This window comes from Alcaligenes faecalis (assembly GCF_009497775.1).
Lineage (GTDB): Bacteria > Pseudomonadota > Gammaproteobacteria > Burkholderiales > Burkholderiaceae_B > Alcaligenes > Alcaligenes faecalis_D.
Genome location: NZ_CP031012.1, coordinates 657,264 through 677,282, shown reverse-complemented (window position 1 = coordinate 677,282; position 20,019 = coordinate 657,264). Strand labels below are relative to the sequence as shown.

At 58.4% G+C, this 20,019-nt stretch carries 16 protein-coding genes; 10 read left to right on the top strand and 6 right to left on the bottom strand.

Annotation, left to right across the window (positions count from 1 at the left end; all coding sequences use genetic code 11):
• Window positions 1-17: 17 nt before the first annotated feature.
• The 3 genes from DUD43_RS03075 to DUD43_RS03065 form a co-directional block, all read right to left on the bottom strand.
• Complete coding sequence (locus DUD43_RS03075; protein ID WP_153229109.1) at window positions 18-902, bottom strand: EamA family transporter; 885 nt, start codon at window positions 900-902, stop codon at window positions 18-20.
• Window positions 903-953: 51 nt separating this feature from the next.
• Window positions 954-2,861 carry an asparagine synthase (glutamine-hydrolyzing) gene (gene asnB / locus DUD43_RS03070; protein WP_153229108.1) on the bottom strand — a complete coding sequence of 636 codons (1,908 nt, stop codon included), beginning with the start codon at window positions 2,859-2,861 and terminating at the stop codon, window positions 954-956.
• A 101-nt stretch (window positions 2,862-2,962) separates the two neighbouring features.
• The gene (locus DUD43_RS03065; RefSeq protein ID WP_153229107.1) at window positions 2,963-3,733 is read right to left on the bottom strand and encodes a crotonase/enoyl-CoA hydratase family protein; all 771 of its coding nucleotides are present in this window, start codon (window positions 3,731-3,733) and stop codon (window positions 2,963-2,965) included.
• Between the two features lie 96 nt (window positions 3,734-3,829).
• Between DUD43_RS03065 and DUD43_RS03060 the strand changes: the two genes are divergently transcribed.
• Entirely contained in the window at window positions 3,830-4,627 is a 798-nt protein-coding gene (locus DUD43_RS03060; protein WP_042483036.1) for an AraC family transcriptional regulator, read from the top strand.
• 36 nt (window positions 4,628-4,663) lie between these two features.
• Here DUD43_RS03060 and DUD43_RS03055 read toward each other — a convergent pair whose 3' ends face one another.
• Together DUD43_RS03055 and DUD43_RS03050 are read right to left on the bottom strand one after the other, a co-directional pair.
• A complete protein-coding gene (locus tag DUD43_RS03055) occupies window positions 4,664-4,981 on the bottom strand; it encodes a helix-turn-helix domain-containing protein (RefSeq protein WP_153229106.1) in 318 nt (105 codons plus the stop codon).
• Window positions 4,959-5,348, bottom strand: a complete 390-nt coding sequence (locus DUD43_RS03050; RefSeq protein WP_153229105.1) for a type II toxin-antitoxin system RelE/ParE family toxin — start codon at window positions 5,346-5,348, stop codon at window positions 4,959-4,961. The genes DUD43_RS03055 and DUD43_RS03050 overlap by 23 nt, the downstream gene beginning before the upstream one ends.
• A gap of 520 nt (window positions 5,349-5,868) precedes the next feature.
• Here DUD43_RS03050 and DUD43_RS03045 point away from each other — a divergent pair.
• Complete coding sequence (locus tag DUD43_RS03045; protein WP_265588063.1) at window positions 5,869-6,888, top strand: STY4528 family pathogenicity island replication protein; 1,020 nt, start codon at window positions 5,869-5,871, stop codon at window positions 6,886-6,888.
• A gap of 100 nt (window positions 6,889-6,988) precedes the next feature.
• Here DUD43_RS03045 and DUD43_RS03040 read toward each other — a convergent pair whose 3' ends face one another.
• Window positions 6,989-7,135: a hypothetical protein gene (locus tag DUD43_RS03040; protein ID WP_153229104.1), complete on the bottom strand. Its 147-nt coding sequence runs from the start codon at window positions 7,133-7,135 to the stop codon at window positions 6,989-6,991.
• Between the two features lie 354 nt (window positions 7,136-7,489).
• Here DUD43_RS03040 and DUD43_RS03035 point away from each other — a divergent pair, with 354 nt between their 5' ends.
• The 8 genes from DUD43_RS03035 to DUD43_RS03000 all read left to right on the top strand — a co-directional run bounded on the left by DUD43_RS03035 (window position 7,490) and on the right by DUD43_RS03000 (window position 19,958).
• A complete protein-coding gene (locus tag DUD43_RS03035) occupies window positions 7,490-8,353 on the top strand; it encodes an integrase domain-containing protein (RefSeq protein WP_153229103.1) in 864 nt (287 codons plus the stop codon).
• Between the two features lie 150 nt (window positions 8,354-8,503).
• Window positions 8,504-8,701 carry a hypothetical protein gene (locus DUD43_RS03030; protein WP_102773982.1) on the top strand — a complete coding sequence of 66 codons (198 nt, stop codon included), beginning with the start codon at window positions 8,504-8,506 and terminating at the stop codon, window positions 8,699-8,701.
• On the top strand, window positions 8,698-11,823 hold the full coding sequence (locus tag DUD43_RS03025; protein ID WP_153229102.1) for an anti-phage-associated DUF499 domain-containing protein: 3,126 nt from the start codon (window positions 8,698-8,700) through the stop codon (window positions 11,821-11,823). The genes DUD43_RS03030 and DUD43_RS03025 overlap by 4 nt, the downstream gene beginning before the upstream one ends.
• A gap of 2 nt (window positions 11,824-11,825) precedes the next feature.
• Entirely contained in the window at window positions 11,826-12,452 is a 627-nt protein-coding gene (locus DUD43_RS03020; RefSeq protein WP_153229101.1) for an anti-phage-associated DUF3780 domain-containing protein, read from the top strand.
• Window positions 12,449-13,099, top strand: a complete 651-nt coding sequence (locus DUD43_RS03015; protein WP_153229100.1) for a DUF4433 domain-containing protein — start codon at window positions 12,449-12,451, stop codon at window positions 13,097-13,099. The genes DUD43_RS03020 and DUD43_RS03015 overlap by 4 nt, the downstream gene beginning before the upstream one ends.
• Before the next feature lie 18 nt (window positions 13,100-13,117).
• Window positions 13,118-14,176, top strand: a complete 1,059-nt coding sequence (locus DUD43_RS03010) for a macro domain-containing protein (protein ID WP_153229099.1) — start codon at window positions 13,118-13,120, stop codon at window positions 14,174-14,176.
• Window positions 14,177-14,190: 14 nt separating this feature from the next.
• Window positions 14,191-17,211, top strand: a complete 3,021-nt coding sequence (locus DUD43_RS03005; RefSeq protein WP_153229098.1) for an anti-phage-associated DUF1156 domain-containing protein — start codon at window positions 14,191-14,193, stop codon at window positions 17,209-17,211.
• Window positions 17,212-17,222: 11 nt separating this feature from the next.
• The gene (locus tag DUD43_RS03000; protein WP_153229097.1) at window positions 17,223-19,958 is read left to right on the top strand and encodes a phospholipase D-like domain-containing anti-phage protein; all 2,736 of its coding nucleotides are present in this window, start codon (window positions 17,223-17,225) and stop codon (window positions 19,956-19,958) included.
• Window positions 19,959-20,019 lie beyond the last annotated feature (61 nt).

Genomic DNA, 20,019 nt, shown 5'->3' with positions numbered 1-20,019 from the left:
CCGAAGCCCTTAAACTCCTAACGCGTCGCTGGATAGGAAACCGGACGCACCGGCCCTTTATAAAGCCCAAAAGCCAGACCCGCAATAATCGCACTGATGGACAAGGCCTCCACAAAGCTGACCTGCTCGCCCAGTATCAGCATGGAGCTACCCAAGCCGAACACCGGAATCAACAGCGACAAAGGTGCCACCGTGGAAACCGGATACAGCTTGAGCAAGGAATTCCAGCCCCAGTAAGAAAAGTGTGTCGCCAGATAGACCTGAAAAAGAATCGACATGACCGACATCAGGTTGATCGCCTCTGGCAAAGTGGTGAAAGGCTCAGCCCCATGCAACCAGTACGAGACGATGAACAGCGGGATAGGCGGAAACAAACTGGCCCACACCATGAACGAGAAAATCTCCTTCACGCCGGACAGCTTGATGATCACATTCCCGATACTCCAGGATACGGCGCTCAGCACAACCAGCACCAACCCGAAGGTGGCATCCCCACCACCTTGCGACAAGATGATCCCCAACAGCCCCACAAACGCGATCAAGGCTCCCAACAACTGCGTGGCTCGCAAGCGCTCCTTGAACAGCAAGGCACCCCAGCCCATGGTAAAGAAGGCGCTAAGCTGAATCAGCAGCGAGGCCACGCCCGGATGGACACCCACCTGAATGCCATAGTTGATAATCCCCCACATGCCCAGGCCAAAGATAAAGCCATAAATCACGACATAGCGGAACGGAATATTCGGCTTGGGGATAAAGAACACCAGCGGCAAGGCCGCCAAGGTAAAACGTATCCCCGTCAGCAGAAAAGGCTCCATGGATAGCAGCCCCAGCTTGGTAATCGGGAAATTCACTCCCCAAACCAGAGTGACCAAAATGGCAAGAATCAGGTGTTTTTTTTGCATGTCCGACAGCTCCAGACAAGGCCGGGGGTGCGAATCCCCCGGCCTGCTCCACTAGTTGATTGAAAACCGCTTCTGCATCAGGCAAAGCCCCGCGATTTCCATCAACAAGTGATCGGCAGACAAGCGCTGCTCATTGGAAAGCGTGGGGATTTTCTTCAGGAAATTTCTGACCCGACCCGCATCAAAGAAAGGCACGCGATTCAGGAGATCGCTATGCAAGGTGTCGCTGACAAATTGATGTAGTCGGGACTGAGGCGCCAGGCTAGCCGGCGGCGCACGGAAGTACTGTTTTTTGCGCTCGTAGATTTCAGCAGGCAGATAAGGCCGCATTGCTTCACGCAAGGCATACTTCTCGGTCTTGCCGCGCACCTTCATGGGCACAGACAGGCTGCACGCATATTCCACGACTCGGTGATCCAGCAAGGGCGGACGTCCTTCCAGGCTACCTGCCATCTCCATACGGTCACCTAGCGAAGTCAGCACCACATTGGGCAGACTGGATTTGGCCACCATATACAAGGCACGATTCACGGGCGACCAAGCCGCAAAGGAATGCGGTTTGAGGCGGTTGTAGAACTGACCATAGGGATCGCGATACGCGTTCCTATCCATAAAGCCGGTGCTGTACAGACTGGCCAAAGGATCAAAAATCCCAGCCTGTCCGTCCAGCCAGGACACCTTGTGCCCCAACTCTCGGTTCACCCAGGCAGTGCCCACCTCCTGGCTTTCCAGATAACGGCTGGAACCCGCCCCGATCTGCTGCAAAAGCTCGGAGACCACGGCCTGATCCTGCCCCTGGTTGTCGTACAAGACCATGTCCCGGCGGCTGTAGGGATAACCGGCAAAGACCTCGTCAGCACCCTCGCCCGTAATCACGGCACGCATGCCATTGTTTTGCACGAACTTGCACAGCAAGTACTTGCCTACGCTGTGTGCATTGGTGAACGGCACTTCGGCATGCCAGAGCGCATGTTCATAATTGTCTGCAAGGTCGTTGGAGCTGACGCTAAGCACATTCATGTGCGCCTGATTGTGCTGGGCGGCAATCTCGGCAAAGTGACGCTCGTCATAGCCCTCTTCACCTTCAAAGGAAAGGTGGAACGCCTGCAACTGCTGACCTTGCAATTGAGTGCACATGCCCAGCATGGCCGAAGAATCCAGGCCGCCACTCAGACACACCCCGATGGGTACATCCGCATGCAGGCGCAACTTGACGGACTCCTCGATCACCGCGCGCAAACCTTCAATCTGCTCTTGCTCGGAGCGGGCTTCCATGGCTTTGGCAGCGTCCGGGAAACTCCAATCCCAATAGCTCTCGGTCTGGACTCCGCTTTGATCCACAATCAGCCAGGAGCCTGGTCGCACACTGCGGATTTTCTGAAACACCGTGCGATCGCGCAAAATGAAGTAGCGATTCGCATACGAGTCCTCATCCCACTGGGCAGGAACGCCAGCTGCCAGCAAAGCCTTGATCTCGGACCCGAAGTACCAACGGCCATTGTGCTCGGCGTAGTACAAGGGTTTGACACCAATCCGGTCCCGAATCGCAATCAGTTGACGACGTGCACGGTCGTACAAAAGAATCGAGAACTCGCCGCGCAGCTCTTTAAGAGCACGCACACCATGACGCCGGTACAAATGCAGCGCGATTTCACTGTCCGAAGACGTCTTGAAGCGGCAGCCGCTATCTTCCAGCTCTTTGCGAATGCGCTTGTAGTCATAAAACTCGCCATTCACCATCAGGACCAGGTCGCCCTCGTCCGCGACGATAGGCTGAGTGCCATTTCCCAGGCCCACCAAACCCAGCCGTACATAACCAAAACCCACTTGCCCCATGGGATCAAACCAGGTGCTGGAACTATCTGGCCCGCGATGATGGATTTCACGCAAAGCCTGATCAAACATATTTCTGGGCAAGTCCGTAGGGACTGCAGAGAACACCCCGACATAACCACACATACAGATCTCCCTTACTGCTCATTTGTTTTTGATGCCAAGTCACAGCGATGGCTTGATTGGCGATTTAGTTGAGAAACTTCTGCTTCTTGTCGATACCGGGCTCAGCTCACCTTGTTCTTTTTCTTGTCCAGAAAGTCAGCCAGCCGGGCGCTGGTTTCCGGATCGGACTGAACAACAGCGGCAATCAAGGCCTCGGTCAGCAAACCGTCCTGCTGGCTTTGATCGGTGATACGCGGCAGTACATGAGTAATAGCGTAGTTCGTCATGGGCAGATTGGAGGCAATCGTCCTGGCCAGCTCCTTGGCCTTGCTCAAGGCCTCGCCAGCGGGGGTCAGGTATTGAGCAATACCTTTGGCAATGCTTTCCTCGGCATAGACGCTACGTCCCGTCAGCATCATGTCCGTCATCAAGCTCAAACCCGCCAGACGCGGCAGGCGCACGGAGCCGCCCACACCGACGTAAAGACCACGCATGCCTTCGGGCAAAGAGAAAAATGCGGTTTCATCAACCACGCGGATATGGCAGGCCGTGGCAATTTCCAGACCACCACCAATGGCGGCACCCGACATCGCGGCTACCACGGGCACCTTTCCGTACTGAATCAGCTCAAAGGTCTCGTGCCATTCGCGAAAGAAGTGCACGCAATCAATCACCGACTGATTACGCACTTCGCCCAGATCCAGCCCCGCACAAAAATGCTGGCTGGTGCTGTAGAGCACCGCGGCCCCGATATCGCTGCCTATGGTGGAAAAAACCCGGCGCAATTCATGCATCACAGCCAAGGACATGGCGTTGCGCTTTTCTGGCCGGTTCAAACCCACCAGCAGCACCGCGCCTTCCCGCTGCACCGTTAAATACTCAAAATCTTCCATTCCCTCTTATCCCCAAGTAATTAATGTTTGCTGATCTTATGGGGACTACCAAATTCCCACCTTTAAAAGCGGGTCAGTTTTTGGCAAAATTGGGCCATGAGTATTTCTCTGAATGACTACCCTCTGGAAAACTCGAACTGGGATGTGGAAGTCAGCCTGCGCGCCTTCACATCAGGATCGATTTTTCCCAACCACGTGCACCAGTGCGGGCAGCTGGCTTATGCGGCGTCGGGGGTCCTGTCCATGTTCACGGAGAAGGGCAATTGGGTGGTACCCAGCAAACGGGCGCTGTGGGTGCCACCGGGCGTGGCGCATGAAATGCACATGCGTGGCGATGTGACCATGGTGAACACCTATCTGACACCGCAAGCCATCGAGCAGGCGCAACTGCCGGATGATTGCCAGGTGTTCGGCGTCTCGCCCTTGCTACGGCACCTGTTCAGCGCGGCCATGGAACTGCCTGCCGAACGGCCGGATTGCGGGCGTACTCATCACGTCATTGGTTTGCTGGTGGAAGAAATCCGGCTGATGCCCAGACTGGGCCTGAGTGCTCCCCTGCCCTCTGACGGCAGATTAGGGGCCGCATGTCAGCGCTTTCTGGATAATCCGACCCAGAATATCTCCACCGACGAAATGGCTGCCTGGGCCATGCTAAGCCGCCGCACCTTCACCCGCCGCTTCAAGGAGCATATGGGCATGACCTACCTGGCCTGGCGGCAGCAAATGTGCCTGCTGGTGTCGATTACTCGTTTGGGGAATGGGGAGCCGATAACCCGAGTGGCTTCGGATCTGGGCTTTAGCAGCCCGAGCGCATTTTCTACTATTTTTCGTCGTGCTTTGGGACAGCCGCCCAGTCAGTATCTGGCGACAAGCAGGGAAACGCCGGTTTATTAAGCTGATGTGTTGCTTGAGCAAGCAGCGAGGAGATGATCAGGCGATTGCTTGAATGCCTTTTTTCTCGACCACCGTCAACAGGCGCAAAGCAGGGCCACCCGGTTTTTTGACTCCACGCTCCCAGTCGGAAACCAGGTTTTTACTGACATTCAAATAGAGTGCAAACACAGACTGCGAAAGATGCTCACGTTCACGCAAAGCACGAATACGCTCAGGCGGCATAGGCAGGACTGCCGTTAAACAAGACTCATCAAACTCACGCATGGTCTGTTTGTCGATAGCGCCAACTTCTTGCAAGGCCTGCATCGTTTCATGGATTGCAGCGTAAGCTTCACTTCGATATTTTTTTGTCATTATCATGTACCTCCGTAAATTGCCCCATGCTGATCAGCTGGGCCAAATGGGCTTCTGACAAACCCAACACATAAGCGGCAGCCTTCTTGAACGCCGCTTCTTCATCCGCATCAATATTGGCGCGATCACTTTTAGCAAAGCCATATACAAAGAAAGCACGCTCGTTTGTACGGTAGAAAATAATGGTCCGAAACCCGCCCGCCTTGCCCTGACCGCTACGGGCGACGCGTTGCTTGACCAGGCCCCCGCCTAGATCTGCATCGACAAGCCCACGCTCGGCTCGTGTTATCGCATCCCAAAGCGCCAGATCCGCAATGCCCTGTATGCGGGCGAACCGCTCGAACCATGCATTTTTGAAAACTCTCACCGAAGCCTCAAGCGGAATTTATAACACTAAGTGTTATAGATAATAGCAGAAAAATGGCAGGCGCCTGATATCAGGTGCCTGCCACATCTACAACACTTGCAAGAAGCTTAGACGTTGATCACACGTTTAAACGTTGATCGGTCAGCAAAAGGCCATGAATGCTAGGTTTCGCGGGAAAATCGGGCCACGGCCTTTGCGGGAATCGCTGGAAGTCCCCCCAGTTGTACCCCCAAGGGGGTATCGGGATGATAGATCAGTCTGGATGCCGTTGCCAGCGCTGTGCCTGCCGGATAAAACGGGTATGGCGCAGACCGCATTGTTGGCTGACGCCTGGAACGGTACGCGATGAGATGCAGGGGAACGGGCCGCTGTGGCCCAGACCCTGGAGAACTCTCATGGCAGACCATCACACCGGCCACAACCCGCTGGGGCAGGACGCCCTGTTCACTACGCCGGCCTCGCTCATGCTCGATGCACGTCTCACGCCGCTGGAGCGCAATGGGGCTGGCAGGTTCTGCGCATGCTGCGCTCTGGGGAGGGCATCAGCCCGCTGGCGAATCTGGGACAGTTGCGCCGCTATCTCACCTCCACCCCGCTGGGGCAGAGGGCCGGGTACGAGACGGCCCGGCGCGTTCTCGTCGTGCTTCAGCTGACGGGTTGGATCAGTCTGGTGGGCCAGCAGCGCGATCCTCTGACCGGCCATGTGCTCAGCGAGCTGTATCAGGTTCACGAAAGCGCCCTCAGCTTCCAAAAGGCCCGCACGCTCGATGCCAGCCTGCCCGCGCTTCTGCAAGGGTCTATCGGCCACGAAAACAACCAGGTGGATCGGGTGGCCGTCCACATTCAGACAACGCGGGCTCAGGCACCTGAAGCCGCTTCCATTGCGGCCCACAATCAATTCCGAGATGACGATGATTTGCCCCCGACGCCGCCGTCGCAGGCGAGTGAAGCAGCCGACCCACTGCCATTGCCTAGCGATTCCGCTGGCAGCACGCTTGTTCCGCAACAGACCGAACACGCCTGCCACATGACGGCTGAGCAGGGCAATACGTATAAGACGTATATGTATAAAAAAGAACGTACGTACCGCGCGCGCGAAGGCAACGGCGATTCTGCATCGCAATCGGTGAGCTTGCCGCCTTGCCTGAGCAATGCCCAGGCTGATCAGCAAAAGGACGTGCAAGCCGCCTTGCGGCGGCTACCGCCGCAGCATCGCCAGGAAGTGTTCGACGAGTTGCAGGCACGCAGCCAGAGTGGCACCGTGCGCAATGTCGTGGCCTACTTCTTCGCCTTGGTGAAGCGCGTATTTGCTGGCGAATTCCGCCTGTGGGCAGGTCGTAAGGGGACGTCTGCCGCGAACCAGCCTACAACTCCGCCGCGCACCGAAGCCCGCCCGGAACCGACTGCGCCACCGGCATCGCGTGAAACTGCCCTAGCGCACATCGCCAACATCCGCAAGATGCTGAACGCCTCGACGAACGCCGGGGACATCGCAGCGCAGTCAATGCAGGCCAGGGGATGGCAGACGCATCCTGCGTAGCAAATGCTGCCGCAAAACGGGTCGTCACTGCACGCCGCAGTAACGACCCGCGCAACACCGCCAACAATGCGGGCGAAAGCCAGTTCCTATTGCGTGCGGCCTACATGATGATGTCCACACTACATTGACTGGGCAATTGCCAAGACCGATGGGCTTCGTACATCGGTACCCCCAACAGCGCAGGTTCCTGCAAGCGCTGGCCCGACAGGGCGGAGCCACCCCAGGTATGCCCAGGCTCCGACCGCATACCGGCCCTCCCCAGGGCAGAGCCTTCTTCGTCTGTGTGAACTCATCCCTACCGCGCCGCCTGGCGCACTGTCCTTTGCGGCAATTGCCCCTGTGCAACGCACAGGGCTCCCGCTGCATTTCTCATCCCACTCACTTCATAGGAGGGCTTGTCCACGTTCACAACACTTTCGTCTTGTAGTACCTCCGTCCGGGCTTCCAGCAGGGAGCAAGACGGACGCCTCATTCGAGGCCCTGGTGTCTCCTGAACACCATGCCCTTGCCCTCACGGGATCTCGCCTTGGCGAGTTGGCACCAACACTAACCATTGAATTTCAGGACAACGCGGTACGGCGCTTTGCTTGGAGGCCGGAAGATGGACGACTTGACCTACACCCTGCGGCAGCTCTGCCAGCGCAACCGTGACGGCAGCTACAACACACAGGTCGACCGGATGCGTTCCCTCGCGCTGGCTGCGCGGCAACTACGCGAGGCCGGTTTCCGGCAGATGAAGGCTTCGTCGCTCAAGGGCAAGCACGTCCAAGCGTTGCTGGATCGCTGGCAAGGCGAAAGTTTGACGTCTGGCACTATCAAGAATCGGCTCTCTCATCTGCGCTGGTGGGCCGAGAAGATCGGCAAGGCTGGCATCTTGCCGGCGGACAACACACAGCTTGGTGTACCCGAGCGTCGCTATGTGACCAACATCAGCAAGGCTAGGGCACCGGGCACAGGTCTTGAACAGGTCACCGACGCGCACGTACGCATGAGCCTTCAGCTACAGGCCGCCTTCGGATTACGTCGGGAGGAAGCGATCAAGTTCCAGCCCAGTTACGCGGATCGGGGCGACCACATCGCCCTCAAGGGATCGTGGACCAAGGGCGGTCGGGAGCGAACTGTGCCCATCACCACGACAGAGCAACGCGACGCGCTTCACGCAGCACACCGCCTGGCGGGCACAGGATCACTGATCCCGGCAAACAAAACCTACATCCGGCAGCGGCACGTCTACGATGGGCAGTGCAAGGCGGCGGGTCTGAGCAGTATGCACGGGCTGCGGCATCAATACGCCCAAAGTCGATACGAAGCTCTCACGGGCTGGAAAGCTCCCTCAGCGGGAGGGCCTTCGTCCGGGGAATTAAGCGACACCCAGCAAACCATAGATGTTGAGGTGCGACAGGCGATCAGCCGCGAGCTGGGCCACGAGCGCTTGCAAGTTACCTCTATTTATCTCGGCAGATAGGTGATGCGTTTGGAATAGCGGAGCAAACCTGCCTTCCAAATGATGTTTCGCAACGCTCGACGCACCTGTATCAGGCACCTGTATCAGGCTATGACTACAGCGGTCCTTACTGTACAATGCAGTACATTTTCAGTGTCTAATGGAGAGGCTATGTCCGTAAGCAAGACCGCTACGCTGACCTTCCGGATTGATCCTGGCCTCAAGGAGGCGCTTCGCACCGCAGCGAATGCCGAGCATCGATCCATTGCGAACATGGTCGAGGTTTTGATTCGGGGCTACTGTGAGCAGCACGATATTGAGATCCCGCCCTCCGAGGAAACCAAGAACAACATTGGAGCGCGTTCATGATCAAGACGGTCAAGCAAGCCTGCCGGTTTAATCCCATCATCCGCGACTACCGGATGAGCCAAGGGATCGAGAACCTCGCGGACCTCATCAATGACGCAGGCGACGGCAGCGAATTCTTCTCGCGCAACTTCGTCACCCATGGCATGGATCAGCTTTTCCGCGAAGGTCTGCTGCGCCTCTCCGGCAAGTCAGATCAAGCGGTGTTTGAACTGACTCAGGCGATGGGCGGCGGTAAAACGCACATGATGATCGCGCTGGGGCTGTTGGCGCGCCACGCGCATCTGCGTAAAAACGTTCTGCCTGCGGACTTGGCTTCACGCGTCGATTTTGGGCAAGCGCGCATTGCCGCGTTTAACGGCCGAAACAACCCTGACAACTTCATTTGGGGCGAAATCGCCACCCAGCTCGGGGCGGCGGAAGCCATCAAGCCGTATTGGGCGAACGGCCCCAAAGCCGTCGATCAGCGCCAATGGAAGGAGATCATTGGCGACGAGCCAACCCTGATCCTGCTCGACGAACTGCCGCCTTATCTCGACAACGCCAGCACGCAGGTGTTCGGCCAAGGCACGTTAGCGAATATGGCGGTCTACAGCCTTTCCAGCCTGATGAGCGCTGCGTTGGAACTGCCCAACTGCGCCATCGTGGTCGCCAACCTCTCGGGCAGCTACAAAGCCCAGACCAAGGCACTGGCCGACGCTATCTCCAATCTACAGCAGGAAACCCGCCGTCAAGCGATGACCATCACGCCAGTGCAACTGGCGGGCAACGAAATCTACGAAATTCTCAAGAAGCGCCTCATCGACGAACTGCCGGACGAGCGTGTCATCGCTGACATTGCCGAGGAGTACGCACAGCAGATCAAGAAGGCCGAGGACGGCGGCTATATCGTAGCCAGCAGCATCGAGCAGATTTCCGAGCAAGTGCGGGAAACCTATCCCTTCCATCCCTCCTTCAAGCACCTTGTCGCGCTATTCAAAGAGAACGAAGGCTTCCGACAAACCCGTGGTTTGATGCAGTTCACCGCACGCTTGCTCAAAAGTGTGGACGAGCGCGAAGCCGACGACGTCTTCCTCATCGGCACGCAGCATCTGAACTTGAACGACGAACAAGTCAAGGATGAGATCGAGCGCATTGCACCCAAGCTGATGCCCGCCGTGACGCGCGACATAGCCGACGCGGGCAACGCCATCGCCGAGCACATCGACGTTGAACTGGCAGGCGATGCCGCGCAACAGCTCATGACCTTGCTGCTGTCATCCAGCCTGTCGCGCGCTGTGGGTGGGCGGATCGGCCTGTCCGAAAGCGAGCTGATCGAGTTCCTGGCCGCGCCACAACGCAAACCCGATGAGTTCCTTCAGGCCTTGCAGCGTCTGCGTGAATCGGCGTGGTATCTGCACCGTGAAGAGCAGCGTTTCTTCATCAAGGAAACCGAGAACCTGTCGCGCCAAATCGAGCGCAATGCCAAGGAAGTTCCGCAACCCAAGGTCGATCAGGCACTCATCAATCGACTCGCAGGCATCCTTGCGCCGATCAGCAAGATCGCCTATCAGGACGTGCAGGTACTGCCGCGGCTGGATGAACTCAAGCTCGGTGGCCCGCGCACGTTGATCGTCATCAAGCCGGATGGCAAGGTGCCGCCCAGCGAGTTGCAGAATTTCTTCGACTACCAGCAGGAAAAGAACAACCTTCTCGTGCTGAGCGGTCAGGACAGCCTGCTGGCCGACGCGGTCGAAGAGCGCTTGCGCGAGCTGTACGCCATCGAGCAGATCCACAAGCGTCTCAAATCGGGCGACACTTTGTTCGAGGAAGCCCGCGACCGCTTCGAAGAATCGGAAGATCGCTTCAGTAAGGCGCTATCGGCCGCCTACAACCGCCTGTACTTCCCGGCCAACGACCCGGTGGACGGGCGCGATGTGCTGGCTGGGGTCACCATCGACCAAGGGCTGAAGCTCGGCCAGGGCGATCAGTCGGCCGAGACGCAGATCGAAAGACTACTGGCCAGCCCGCGCGCTGATTACAAGCTCGTGGCTGAGCTGAACAAAGACAACTTCGACGAATGCTTCGCGCAAGCCGAGGAATACCTGTGGCCTTCTGGCAAGGACAACCGTCGCACCCCTTGGAAAGACGTCGCCACCCGAGCCAAGTGCTCGCCAATCTGGCCGTGGATGCCAGGAGCCAGTGGTTTGGATGCGCTCAAGACAGAGGCCTTGAAACAAGGTCGTTGGCGCTTGGGCGAAGACGGCTACATCGAGAAGGGGCCATTCCCCAAGGACAAGACCACCGTCAACGTCTCGGTCATCAACGTCAAGCCAGACACCGGCGAAACGATTCTGAGCCTCACGCCACGGCACGCGGGTGATAGCCCCATCGTCTATTGGTCAAACAAACCCGACGTGTCCGACAAGGACAACAAGGTCGACGACTTGGAGAACTTTGCCACCGGCGAGGGCACGGTCTACTTCGTGGTGAGGGAGCCCACCGGGCGCTATGAAACCGGCCCTGCCACCCGCTGGCTCGCCGACCTCAAGATCCGCCATCAAGTCGAGCCCGCCGCTGACAAGCGCCGTGTCACCCTCGCTGCTACGCCGAACGCCGACATCTTCTACACCCTAGACGGCTCCAACCCCAAAGACGGTACCCGCTACGACGCACCGTTCGAGATCGGTTCCGCAAGCTGCCGCCTGCTGGTGTTCGCCCGCGCGGGCGAGGCAAACAAGACAGCGGACTTCCAGATCCCGGCCAGCGGCGACAAGACCGTGCAGATCATCGACAGCAAGCCCGCGCGCCTGCAAAGCAAGCGTGTTGCCCTCGACACGACCGACCGCGTCTTCAGCGTCATCAACCGTTTCCGCGATCAGCCGGGCACGCGCTTCAAGGGTGTGCGCGTCGAAATCGGTGAGGGTGAGAACACCGTAACGGTGCGTTTCCAGGAGCGCGAAGTCACCGCTGCCATCATCGAAGGCGTCGTCAACAGCCTACGCGATGTGCTCAAAGAGCCCGACGCCCCACTCAACATTGCAATTGCCGACGGCATCTCCTTCGATACAGGCTTTGCACTCAAAGAGTTCGCCAAGCTTGCCGGGATAGAGCTGAAGCCGGGCGACATCAATCAGGAGGAATAAGGATGGCCAAAGTTGCAGGTAACACACCATCGTCCAAGGTGCGTGCGCAAGTGCTGCACACGCTGGGGTTTGGCATGCCTGCGACTTCTGATCCTCATCACTTCAATGTCGTCATTCCCAAGGCCAGCACGGGCAAAGTTCAGATCAGTGAACACCTCGGCTTGCAGTCTGCAAGCAACGACAACGCGGTGATTGACCGCGTTCTGCTGGACCGCCCGCGCTGGACCGCCATCCGCGCCGAGGTTCAACGAGCCTTCAACGCTCGTCTGGCTGCGCATGGCATCAAGCCGGGTGCGTGGAAGGTCGGCGACAACCCAGTGGATCGCTTGCTCGGCAAGGAGTTGTGCATACTGGCCTGGGCCGTCGAGCAGATGGAGATGGAGAAAATTCCGGTGGCTGTGCGCAACTGGCTGGCGTTGCGCCCGGAAGAGCGCTGGTGGCTGTTCGGCATGACTGCCATGAGCACCGGCGGCGTGATGGACGGGGGCAAGGGCTGGCGCGCAGCGCTCAAGCATGCCTTGGGCGATGTCGCGCAGAGTGAACTGCTTGCTCCTCGTGCTCGACGTGGCAAGTCTGAGCAGGAAGCCACACAGGCCTCATTGGGCCTGTTTGGAGACGAAGCACTATGAACGCCGTGCTCGTGCCGCCGCAGCCCAAGATTTACCACATTGCCCATGTGGATCGTCTGCCCTCCATCGTCGCGGCAGGTGGGCTGTTGTCGGACACCTTGGTTCAAGCACAGGCACTGGGCGGAACGATGGTTGGCATGAACCACATCAAACAGCGCCGTTTGACCGAGCTTCAGCTCGCAAGCCACCCAGGCTTGTTCGTCGGTGCCTGCGTGCCGTTTTATTTTTGCCCACGGTCGGTGATGCTTTATTTGATCCATCGGCGCAATGCAGAGCTGACCTATCAAGGCGGGCAAACGCCCATCATCCACTTGCAGGCGGATTTGGGCGCAGTTGTGGCCTGGGCCAACGCACAACCTGCGCGTTGGGCGTTCACGCTATCCAACGCCGGATCGTATTTTTTTGAAGACCGCAATGATCTGGCGCGCCTTGGTGAAATCAACTGGACGGCGGTGCAGGCAAGCAACTGGGGTGGCGGTCTGAAAGAAGGCAAGCAAGCCGAGTTCCTGCTGGAGCAGCGCTTTCCGTGGCACTTGGTCGAACGCATCGGCGTTCAATCCGCCAACGTCTATCGGCAAGTCGTCAACGCCCTTCCGGCACACGGACACCGGCCCACGGTCGAAGTCTTGCCGAATTGGTATTACTGAAATGAGAGGAGCACAGCCATGATCGAGTACACCTCGGGCGACATCCTCCAGTGTGAGGCCGACGCACTGGTCAACACCGTCAATTGCGTCGGCGTGATGGGGCGTGGCATCGCCTTGCAGTTCAAGAACGTCTACCCCGAAAACTTCAAGGCTTACGAGGCCGCCTGCAAACGCGAAGCTGTGCAGCCTGGCCACATGTTCGTTTTTGAGACGGGGCAGCTCACATTGCCGCGCTTCATTATCAACTTCCCGACCAAGCGCCACTGGCGCGGCAAGAGCCGTATTGAAGACATCGATGCGGGCCTTGTCGATCTGGTCAATGTCATCCGCGACAAGGGCATTCGCTCCATCGCCATCCCGCCGCTGGGCGCAGGCCTGGGCGGGCTGGACTGGAACGAGGTGCGCCCACGCATCGAGCGCGCACTGGCAAAGCTTGCCGACGTGCGCGTGCTGGTGTTTGAGCCCAAGGGAGCCCCTGCCAACGACAAGATGGCACACGTGCGCGAGGTACCCAAGATGACGGCGGGTCGCGCCGCCTTGGTGGAACTGATGCAGCGCTATCTTGGCGGCCTGCTTGACCCCTTTGTCACCCTGTTGGAAGTCCACAAGCTGATGTACTTCATGCAGGAGGCTGGTGAGCCGCTGCGCCTCCAATACGTCAAGCATCACTATGGCCCTTATGCCGAGAACCTGCGCCATGTGCTGAAGGTGGTGGAAGGCCATTTGATCGCGGGCTATGCCGACGGCGGCGATGCGCCGGACAAGCCGCTCACGCTGGTGCCCGGTGCGGTGGAAGACGCCAAGGATTATCTGGATCAACACGACATCAGCCGCGCCCGTTTCGAGCGCGTAACCAAGCTGGTCGAGGGCTTCGAGTCGCCTTACGGACTAGAACTCCTGGCCACAGTGCATTGGGTGATGAGCCGCGAGGGTGCCACACAGCACGAGAGCGTAGAACGTCAGGTCTACAGCTGGAACGCACGCAAGCAGCAGTTCACCCCGCGCCAGCTTGCCATTGCCGAAGAGCGGCTGCGCTCCCACGGCTGGCTGTCACCTGACGTGGCTTCGGCCCATTGAGGATTCATCAGGGAATGCAAAAAACAACAACCCTCACGCCATTGGCACTCAAAGATGCGCCCGCGCTGATCGAAACGGTTTTCCCGGCGCAGAAAGTGTCGTTCGAGGCACAAAAGGAGCGCAAAGCAGGACCGGGCCAGACACTGACTGCGCTTGGGTCGTTCTGGAAAGGCCGCAAACCGCTAATCCTGGTGCGGGCCGTTGTGCTGGGCAGCCTTCTGCCGCCAACCAATGATGCGGAAGCAGATCTTGTTCTTTTTGAAAAGCTCATGGCTTTCGACGATGAAGGCCTGGCACGCCGCGCGCTGGTTGGCAACGCCGTATCGCCAGCTGAGATTGCCGCACGAATCCAGCTCGACAATCCATGGGACTACTTTAAGGCCACGCTCAGGCGAGGTGATGTCACAGGTGGAGATGTTCGCTGGATGCGCTTTCCACTTGACGCCGATGCAGAAGGCATTTCTCTGCGCTGGCAGCGCAGCCTGAGTGACGACGAGAAGCTGGTGATCTATCGCAAGTTGCTGGCCACCTGTGCCAGCTACGAGGAAAAAGCCAGTCTCGGCAAGCGTCCGGAAGAGTTGGATCAGGAATGGCTGTATGCCCCAGTTTGGGCAGAGGTCAATCGCCACTACGCCCATTTGGGCGTGAACGTGAGATCTATCTCAGAGCTGGTGGAGCAACTGGGCATCCTGCGTTACGGCCATCGTCCACGCGTAGGTGACACCTTCTCGGGGGGCGGCTCCATCCCGTTCGAGGCCGCGCGCATCGGCTGCGATGTCTATGCCTCAGACCTCAACCCCATTGCCTGCATGCTGACTTGGGGGGCGTTGAACATCATCGGCGCTTCACCCAAGCGACAGACAGAAATAGAAAAACTTCAGCGTGAGGTTGCCAAGGCAGTAGACAAAGAAATCACCGATCTTGGCTTCGAGCATGACGAACAAGGCAATCGGATAAAGGCCTACCTTTACTGCCTTGAAGCAAAGTGTCCTGAAACAGGCTGGCTTGTTCCTTTAGCACCAAGCTGGGTTGTCTCACCACGGCAACGGGTTGTTGCCAAACTCATGCCGAATTCTGAGCTTAAGCGATTCGATATTGAGTTGGAGTTTGGCGTATCTGCGTCTGCACTTGATGCGGCGCAAAAGGGAACTGTTTCTGACGGCGATATGGTCTATGAGCTTGAAGGCAAAACCTATCGCACTTCAATCAAAACCCTACGTGGTGATTATCGAAAGGAAGATGGCAGCACTGGCAACCGTCTGCGCCTTTGGGAGAAGAGTGATTTCAAACCGCGCCCAGACGACACATTTCAGGAGCGACTGTACGCGATCCAGTGGATTACCAAGGACACACTGCACGCCGGAAGGCAGGAGACGTACTTTGCTGCACCTACCCAAGCTGACCTCGAGCACGAACGGGCAATTGAAAAGCTCCTCGCTGAGAATCTGAGTCGCTGGCAGGATGAAGGCTTGGTGCCGGACATGGCCATAGAACCGGGCTACAACACCGAGCAACCAATCCGTGAGCGCGGCTGGACGCACTGGCATCACATGTTTTCGCCGAGAGATCTTCTTAAGTTGGCTTTACTGCGAAAACATATTGGCGAGCCCGAGTTGGTTCCGGAGCTTTGCGGAACGCTTGATTTCTGCTCAAAACTGTCGCGCTGGATTGTGAGGTATTCATCCGGTGGTGGCAGCGATTTTACGTCTAACGTATTCTCAAATCAGGCGTTAAACACCCTCTACAACTGGGCAAACAGGTCTTTCTTTGATCACAGCTTTGTGCAGAACTATAAAAATGCGCCGGTGCGTACAAACGCGTCTGTGGTTTGCGCACCTAGCCATGAACTAACCCAAGAACAAGATATTTTCATTACTGACCCACCATATGCCGATGCAGTGAACTACGAGGAAATTACCGAATTCTTCATTGCTTGGCTGCGTAAGAACCCTCCCAAGCCCTTCGACGATTGGGTGTGGGATTCGCGTCGTGCGCTTGCGGTCAAAGGCTCCGGAGAAGACTTTAGGCGCGGCATGGTCGCTGCCTACAAGGGGATGACCGAGCATATGCCCGACAACGGCATGCAGTGCGTGATGTTCACGCATCAGGACACCACCGTCTGGGGCGACCTGATCGGCATCTTCTGGGCTGCGGGTCTGCAAGTGGTAGCAGCGTGGTACATCGCCACCGAAACCACGTCTGAGCTCAAGAAAGGCGGCTACGTCCAGGGGACCGTCATCCTGATGCTCAAGAAGCGCGCGGCTGGCGAACGCACTGGCTTCAAGCAACGCCTGCTGCCCGCAGTACGACAAGAAGTGGCGCGGCAGATCGAAACCATGATGCACCTGAACGACGCCGTGGAAGCGCATCACGGTGAGCCGGTGTGGGGCGACTCCGACTTGCAGATGGCTGGGTATGCAGCTGCGCTCAAGGTGCTGACCGCCTACACACGCATCGGAGATGAGGACGTCACCACCTTCGCTCTGCGTCCGCGCGCACGCGGTGAAGTGACCGTGGTGGACGAAATCGTCCAGCAGGCAGCGGAAACCGCATCCAGCCTGCTGGTGCCCGAAGATCTCACCGCCGACGCCTGGGGCCAGCTCACTGGCATCGAGCGATTTGTACTGCGGATGATGGACATGGAAACCGCAGGCGCGGGCAAACTGGACAACTATCAGAACTTCGCCAAGGCCTTCCGCGTAACGGACTACACCCGTGTGATGGGCGACATGCGGCCCAACAACGCACGCCTCAAGCGTGTCAGCGAATACGCTTCGCGCGATCTGACAGATGCCACTGAGATCGGCGTGACGCGGCTGGGACAACTCATCATTGCCCTGCAGCAGCTGCTTAAGGACACCGAAGCACAGATCATCGTCGAGCAACTGCGAGCCGAGATGGCGGATTTCCTGGAAGTCCGCTCCCTGCTGGTGGACATGCTGGCCTTCATCGAGCGCAAAGCTCCCGAATCTGAGGTGCGCTCTGCCGCCGAGGTATTGGGTGCGCGTCTCAAGAATCTGCGCTTCGGCGACTGAGGTCTTGAGCCATGAGCATCCGGCGCTTCTCTTCGCGTACCCATCGGCTGGATGCCAGCTTCCTGATGCAGCATCTGACTGGTGCGCAGAGCTACAAGCGCATTGCGGGCTACTTCACCAGCTCGTTGTTCGAAGTGGCTGGCGAGGCGCTGGAGCACATCCCCGAGGTCAAGATCGTCTGCAACGTGGACATCCACCCAGACGACCTGAAGGTGGCGCAACTGCGCGAGAGCAAGATGCTGGGCCGCTGGAACGAGCGCGCCCTGGAGGCCGAGGCACTACTGAACCGCGAACGCTATCGGCGGCTGGACGCCTTCCTCGCCAAGCACGGCCAGGCGGTGCGGATAGCACCGGACGACATCTGCGGTTTTGTCCACGGCAAGGCAGGTGTGATTACCCTGGCTGATGGCCGTAAGCTGGGTTTCATCGGGTCGATGAACGAGACGCGAAACGGCTGGCAGCGTCACTACGAAATCCTGTGGGAGGACGAGTCCCCGGAGGGGGTGGCGTGGATCGAGGAAGAATTCGACTTTCTCTGGAACGCAGCAAAACCACTGCCTCAGGCAGTGATCCGCGAGGTACATCGGCGCGGTTATCGGCGAGAGATCGAGTTCGTCGAAATCGACGATAACGAAAATCTTGCCCCTGCGGCGCTGATTGAGTCGCCTCTCTACCGAGAGGGCCAGCAGTTACAGCCGTGGCAGCAAGGGTTTCTGACCGAATGTCTGCGTCATCAGCGGCTACACGGTACGGTGCGCCTGCTGTTAGCCGACGAAGTAGGGCTGGGCAAAACGCTGTCGCTGGCGACAGCTGCACTGACGCTCTGCCTGTTATCTGACAAAGACAATGGGCCACGCCGCCCAGTCGTTATCTTTGCCCCGGCCACATTGACCGAACAATGGCAGACCGAGATGCTGGACAAGCTGGGCATCCCGACCGCCCGTTGGGATACCGTTGGCAAAGTCTGGCTGGATGCTGACGAGCGAGTACTGTCGCCCGCCGGGCGCGAGCAAATAGCGCATTGCCCGTTGCGCATCGGCATTGTCTCCACCGGCTTGATGATGCGCGACTCGCTGGAGAAGCAGCACCTGCTTGGAATGCGCTTCGGTGTCGTGATCTTGGACGAAGCGCACAAAGCCAGAACCCGCCAGGGCTTTGGCAAGGAAGCCGGAACGCCGAACGAGCTGTTGGCTTTTATGCGTGAGATAGCCGCGCGTGCCGATCATGTGCTGCTGGGCACGGCCACGCCGATCCAGACCAACCCGGCCGATCTATGGGACTTGCTGGGTATCTTGCACCAAGGCCCAGGCCGTTTCGTGCTCGGCCACGACTTAGCGCCGTGGCACCGACCCGACGAAGTGCTCGACATTCTTGCGGGCCGCATGGAGGTGGAATCGCTCACCCATGCGTGGGAACTGTTGCGCTCGCCACTTCCGCGCATGGAATCAACCAGTGAGCCTCGTGCCCGACGTTTGTTCTCCGCTATCCGGCAAGACTTGGGATTGCAGAACGGGGAGTGGCAAACCAACCGTTCGCTGGCCGATCTGACGGAAGAAACGCGGGAGATTCTGGAGGAGGAACTGGGACGCCGTATCGCCGGGGCAACACTGTTCCAGCGCGAGAACCCGCTGGTACGTCATGTCGTGCTACGCAAACGCCAGCAGCTTGAAGATGCGGGGCTGCTGGCGCGTGTGGCCGTGGACGTTCACCCCGAACGCGAGCAAGTCTCGGAACAACGCGCCTTCGACGCCTTGTTTGAAGGCAAGGCGCTGCGCACGTCGGAAGACTTCCGGCAGGCTTATGGCGAAGCCCGTGCCTTTGGCAAAGCGCTGGCCAAGCGCGGCAAGGGCAGCGGCTTCATGAAGAACTTGATGGAGCAACGCATTTGCTCCAGCATCCACGCGGGCTTGGCGACAGCGCGGCGCTTACTGCAAGGCAGTGCCGAGCACGAGGAAGACGAAGAGCAGGAAGCCGACATCAAGGTCGAGACAAGCGAGGAAATCGAAGTCCTGCAACGGCTGATTGTCCGGCTGGAGCGGCTGCAAGTCGATCCGAAGATGGAGGCTGTCGTTCACTTTCTCGACAAGGAGAAGTGGCTGGAATTGGGTGTCATCATCTTCAGCCAGTACTACGACACGGCGAAGTGGCTGGCAGATTCGCTGGCGGCGCGCTACCCGGAAGAAGCGGTCGGCCTGTACGCAGGCGCGGGCCGTAGCCGCCTGTACCAGCGTGGCGACAGCGTGAGCGTCGAGCGCGAAACCTTGAAGCGCATGGTGGCCGAGCACCAGATTCGTGTGATGGTGGCCACCGATGCCGCGTGCGAGGGTTTGAATTTGCAGACCTTGGGCACGCTGATCAACGTCGATCTGCCGTGGAACCCCACGCGGCTCGAACAGCGCATTGGGCGCATCAAACGCTTCGGCCAGCGACGCGAAACCGTGGACATGCTGAACCTGGTGTTCGAGCAGACCGTGGACGAAAAAATCTACGAGCGTCTGTCCGAGCGCATGAAGAACCGCTACGACCTCTTTGGTTCGCTGCCGGACACCATCAAGGACGAGTGGATCGACGATATCGAAACACTCGGCGAGCGCTTGGATGAGTACATCAACGCCCAGAAAGCCGCGACTGGCTTCGACTTGCGCTATACCGGCACGATGATGCCGCCGGAAAAGGATTGGCGCGAATTCACCGAAGTGCTATCGCGGCGTGATCTGGTAACGCTCATGAGTGCCGCATGGGGATAGCTCTCATCGTCAAGCATTGAGCTTCAAACGCTTACAGAGATTCGCCTCAGAGGCCCCGGCT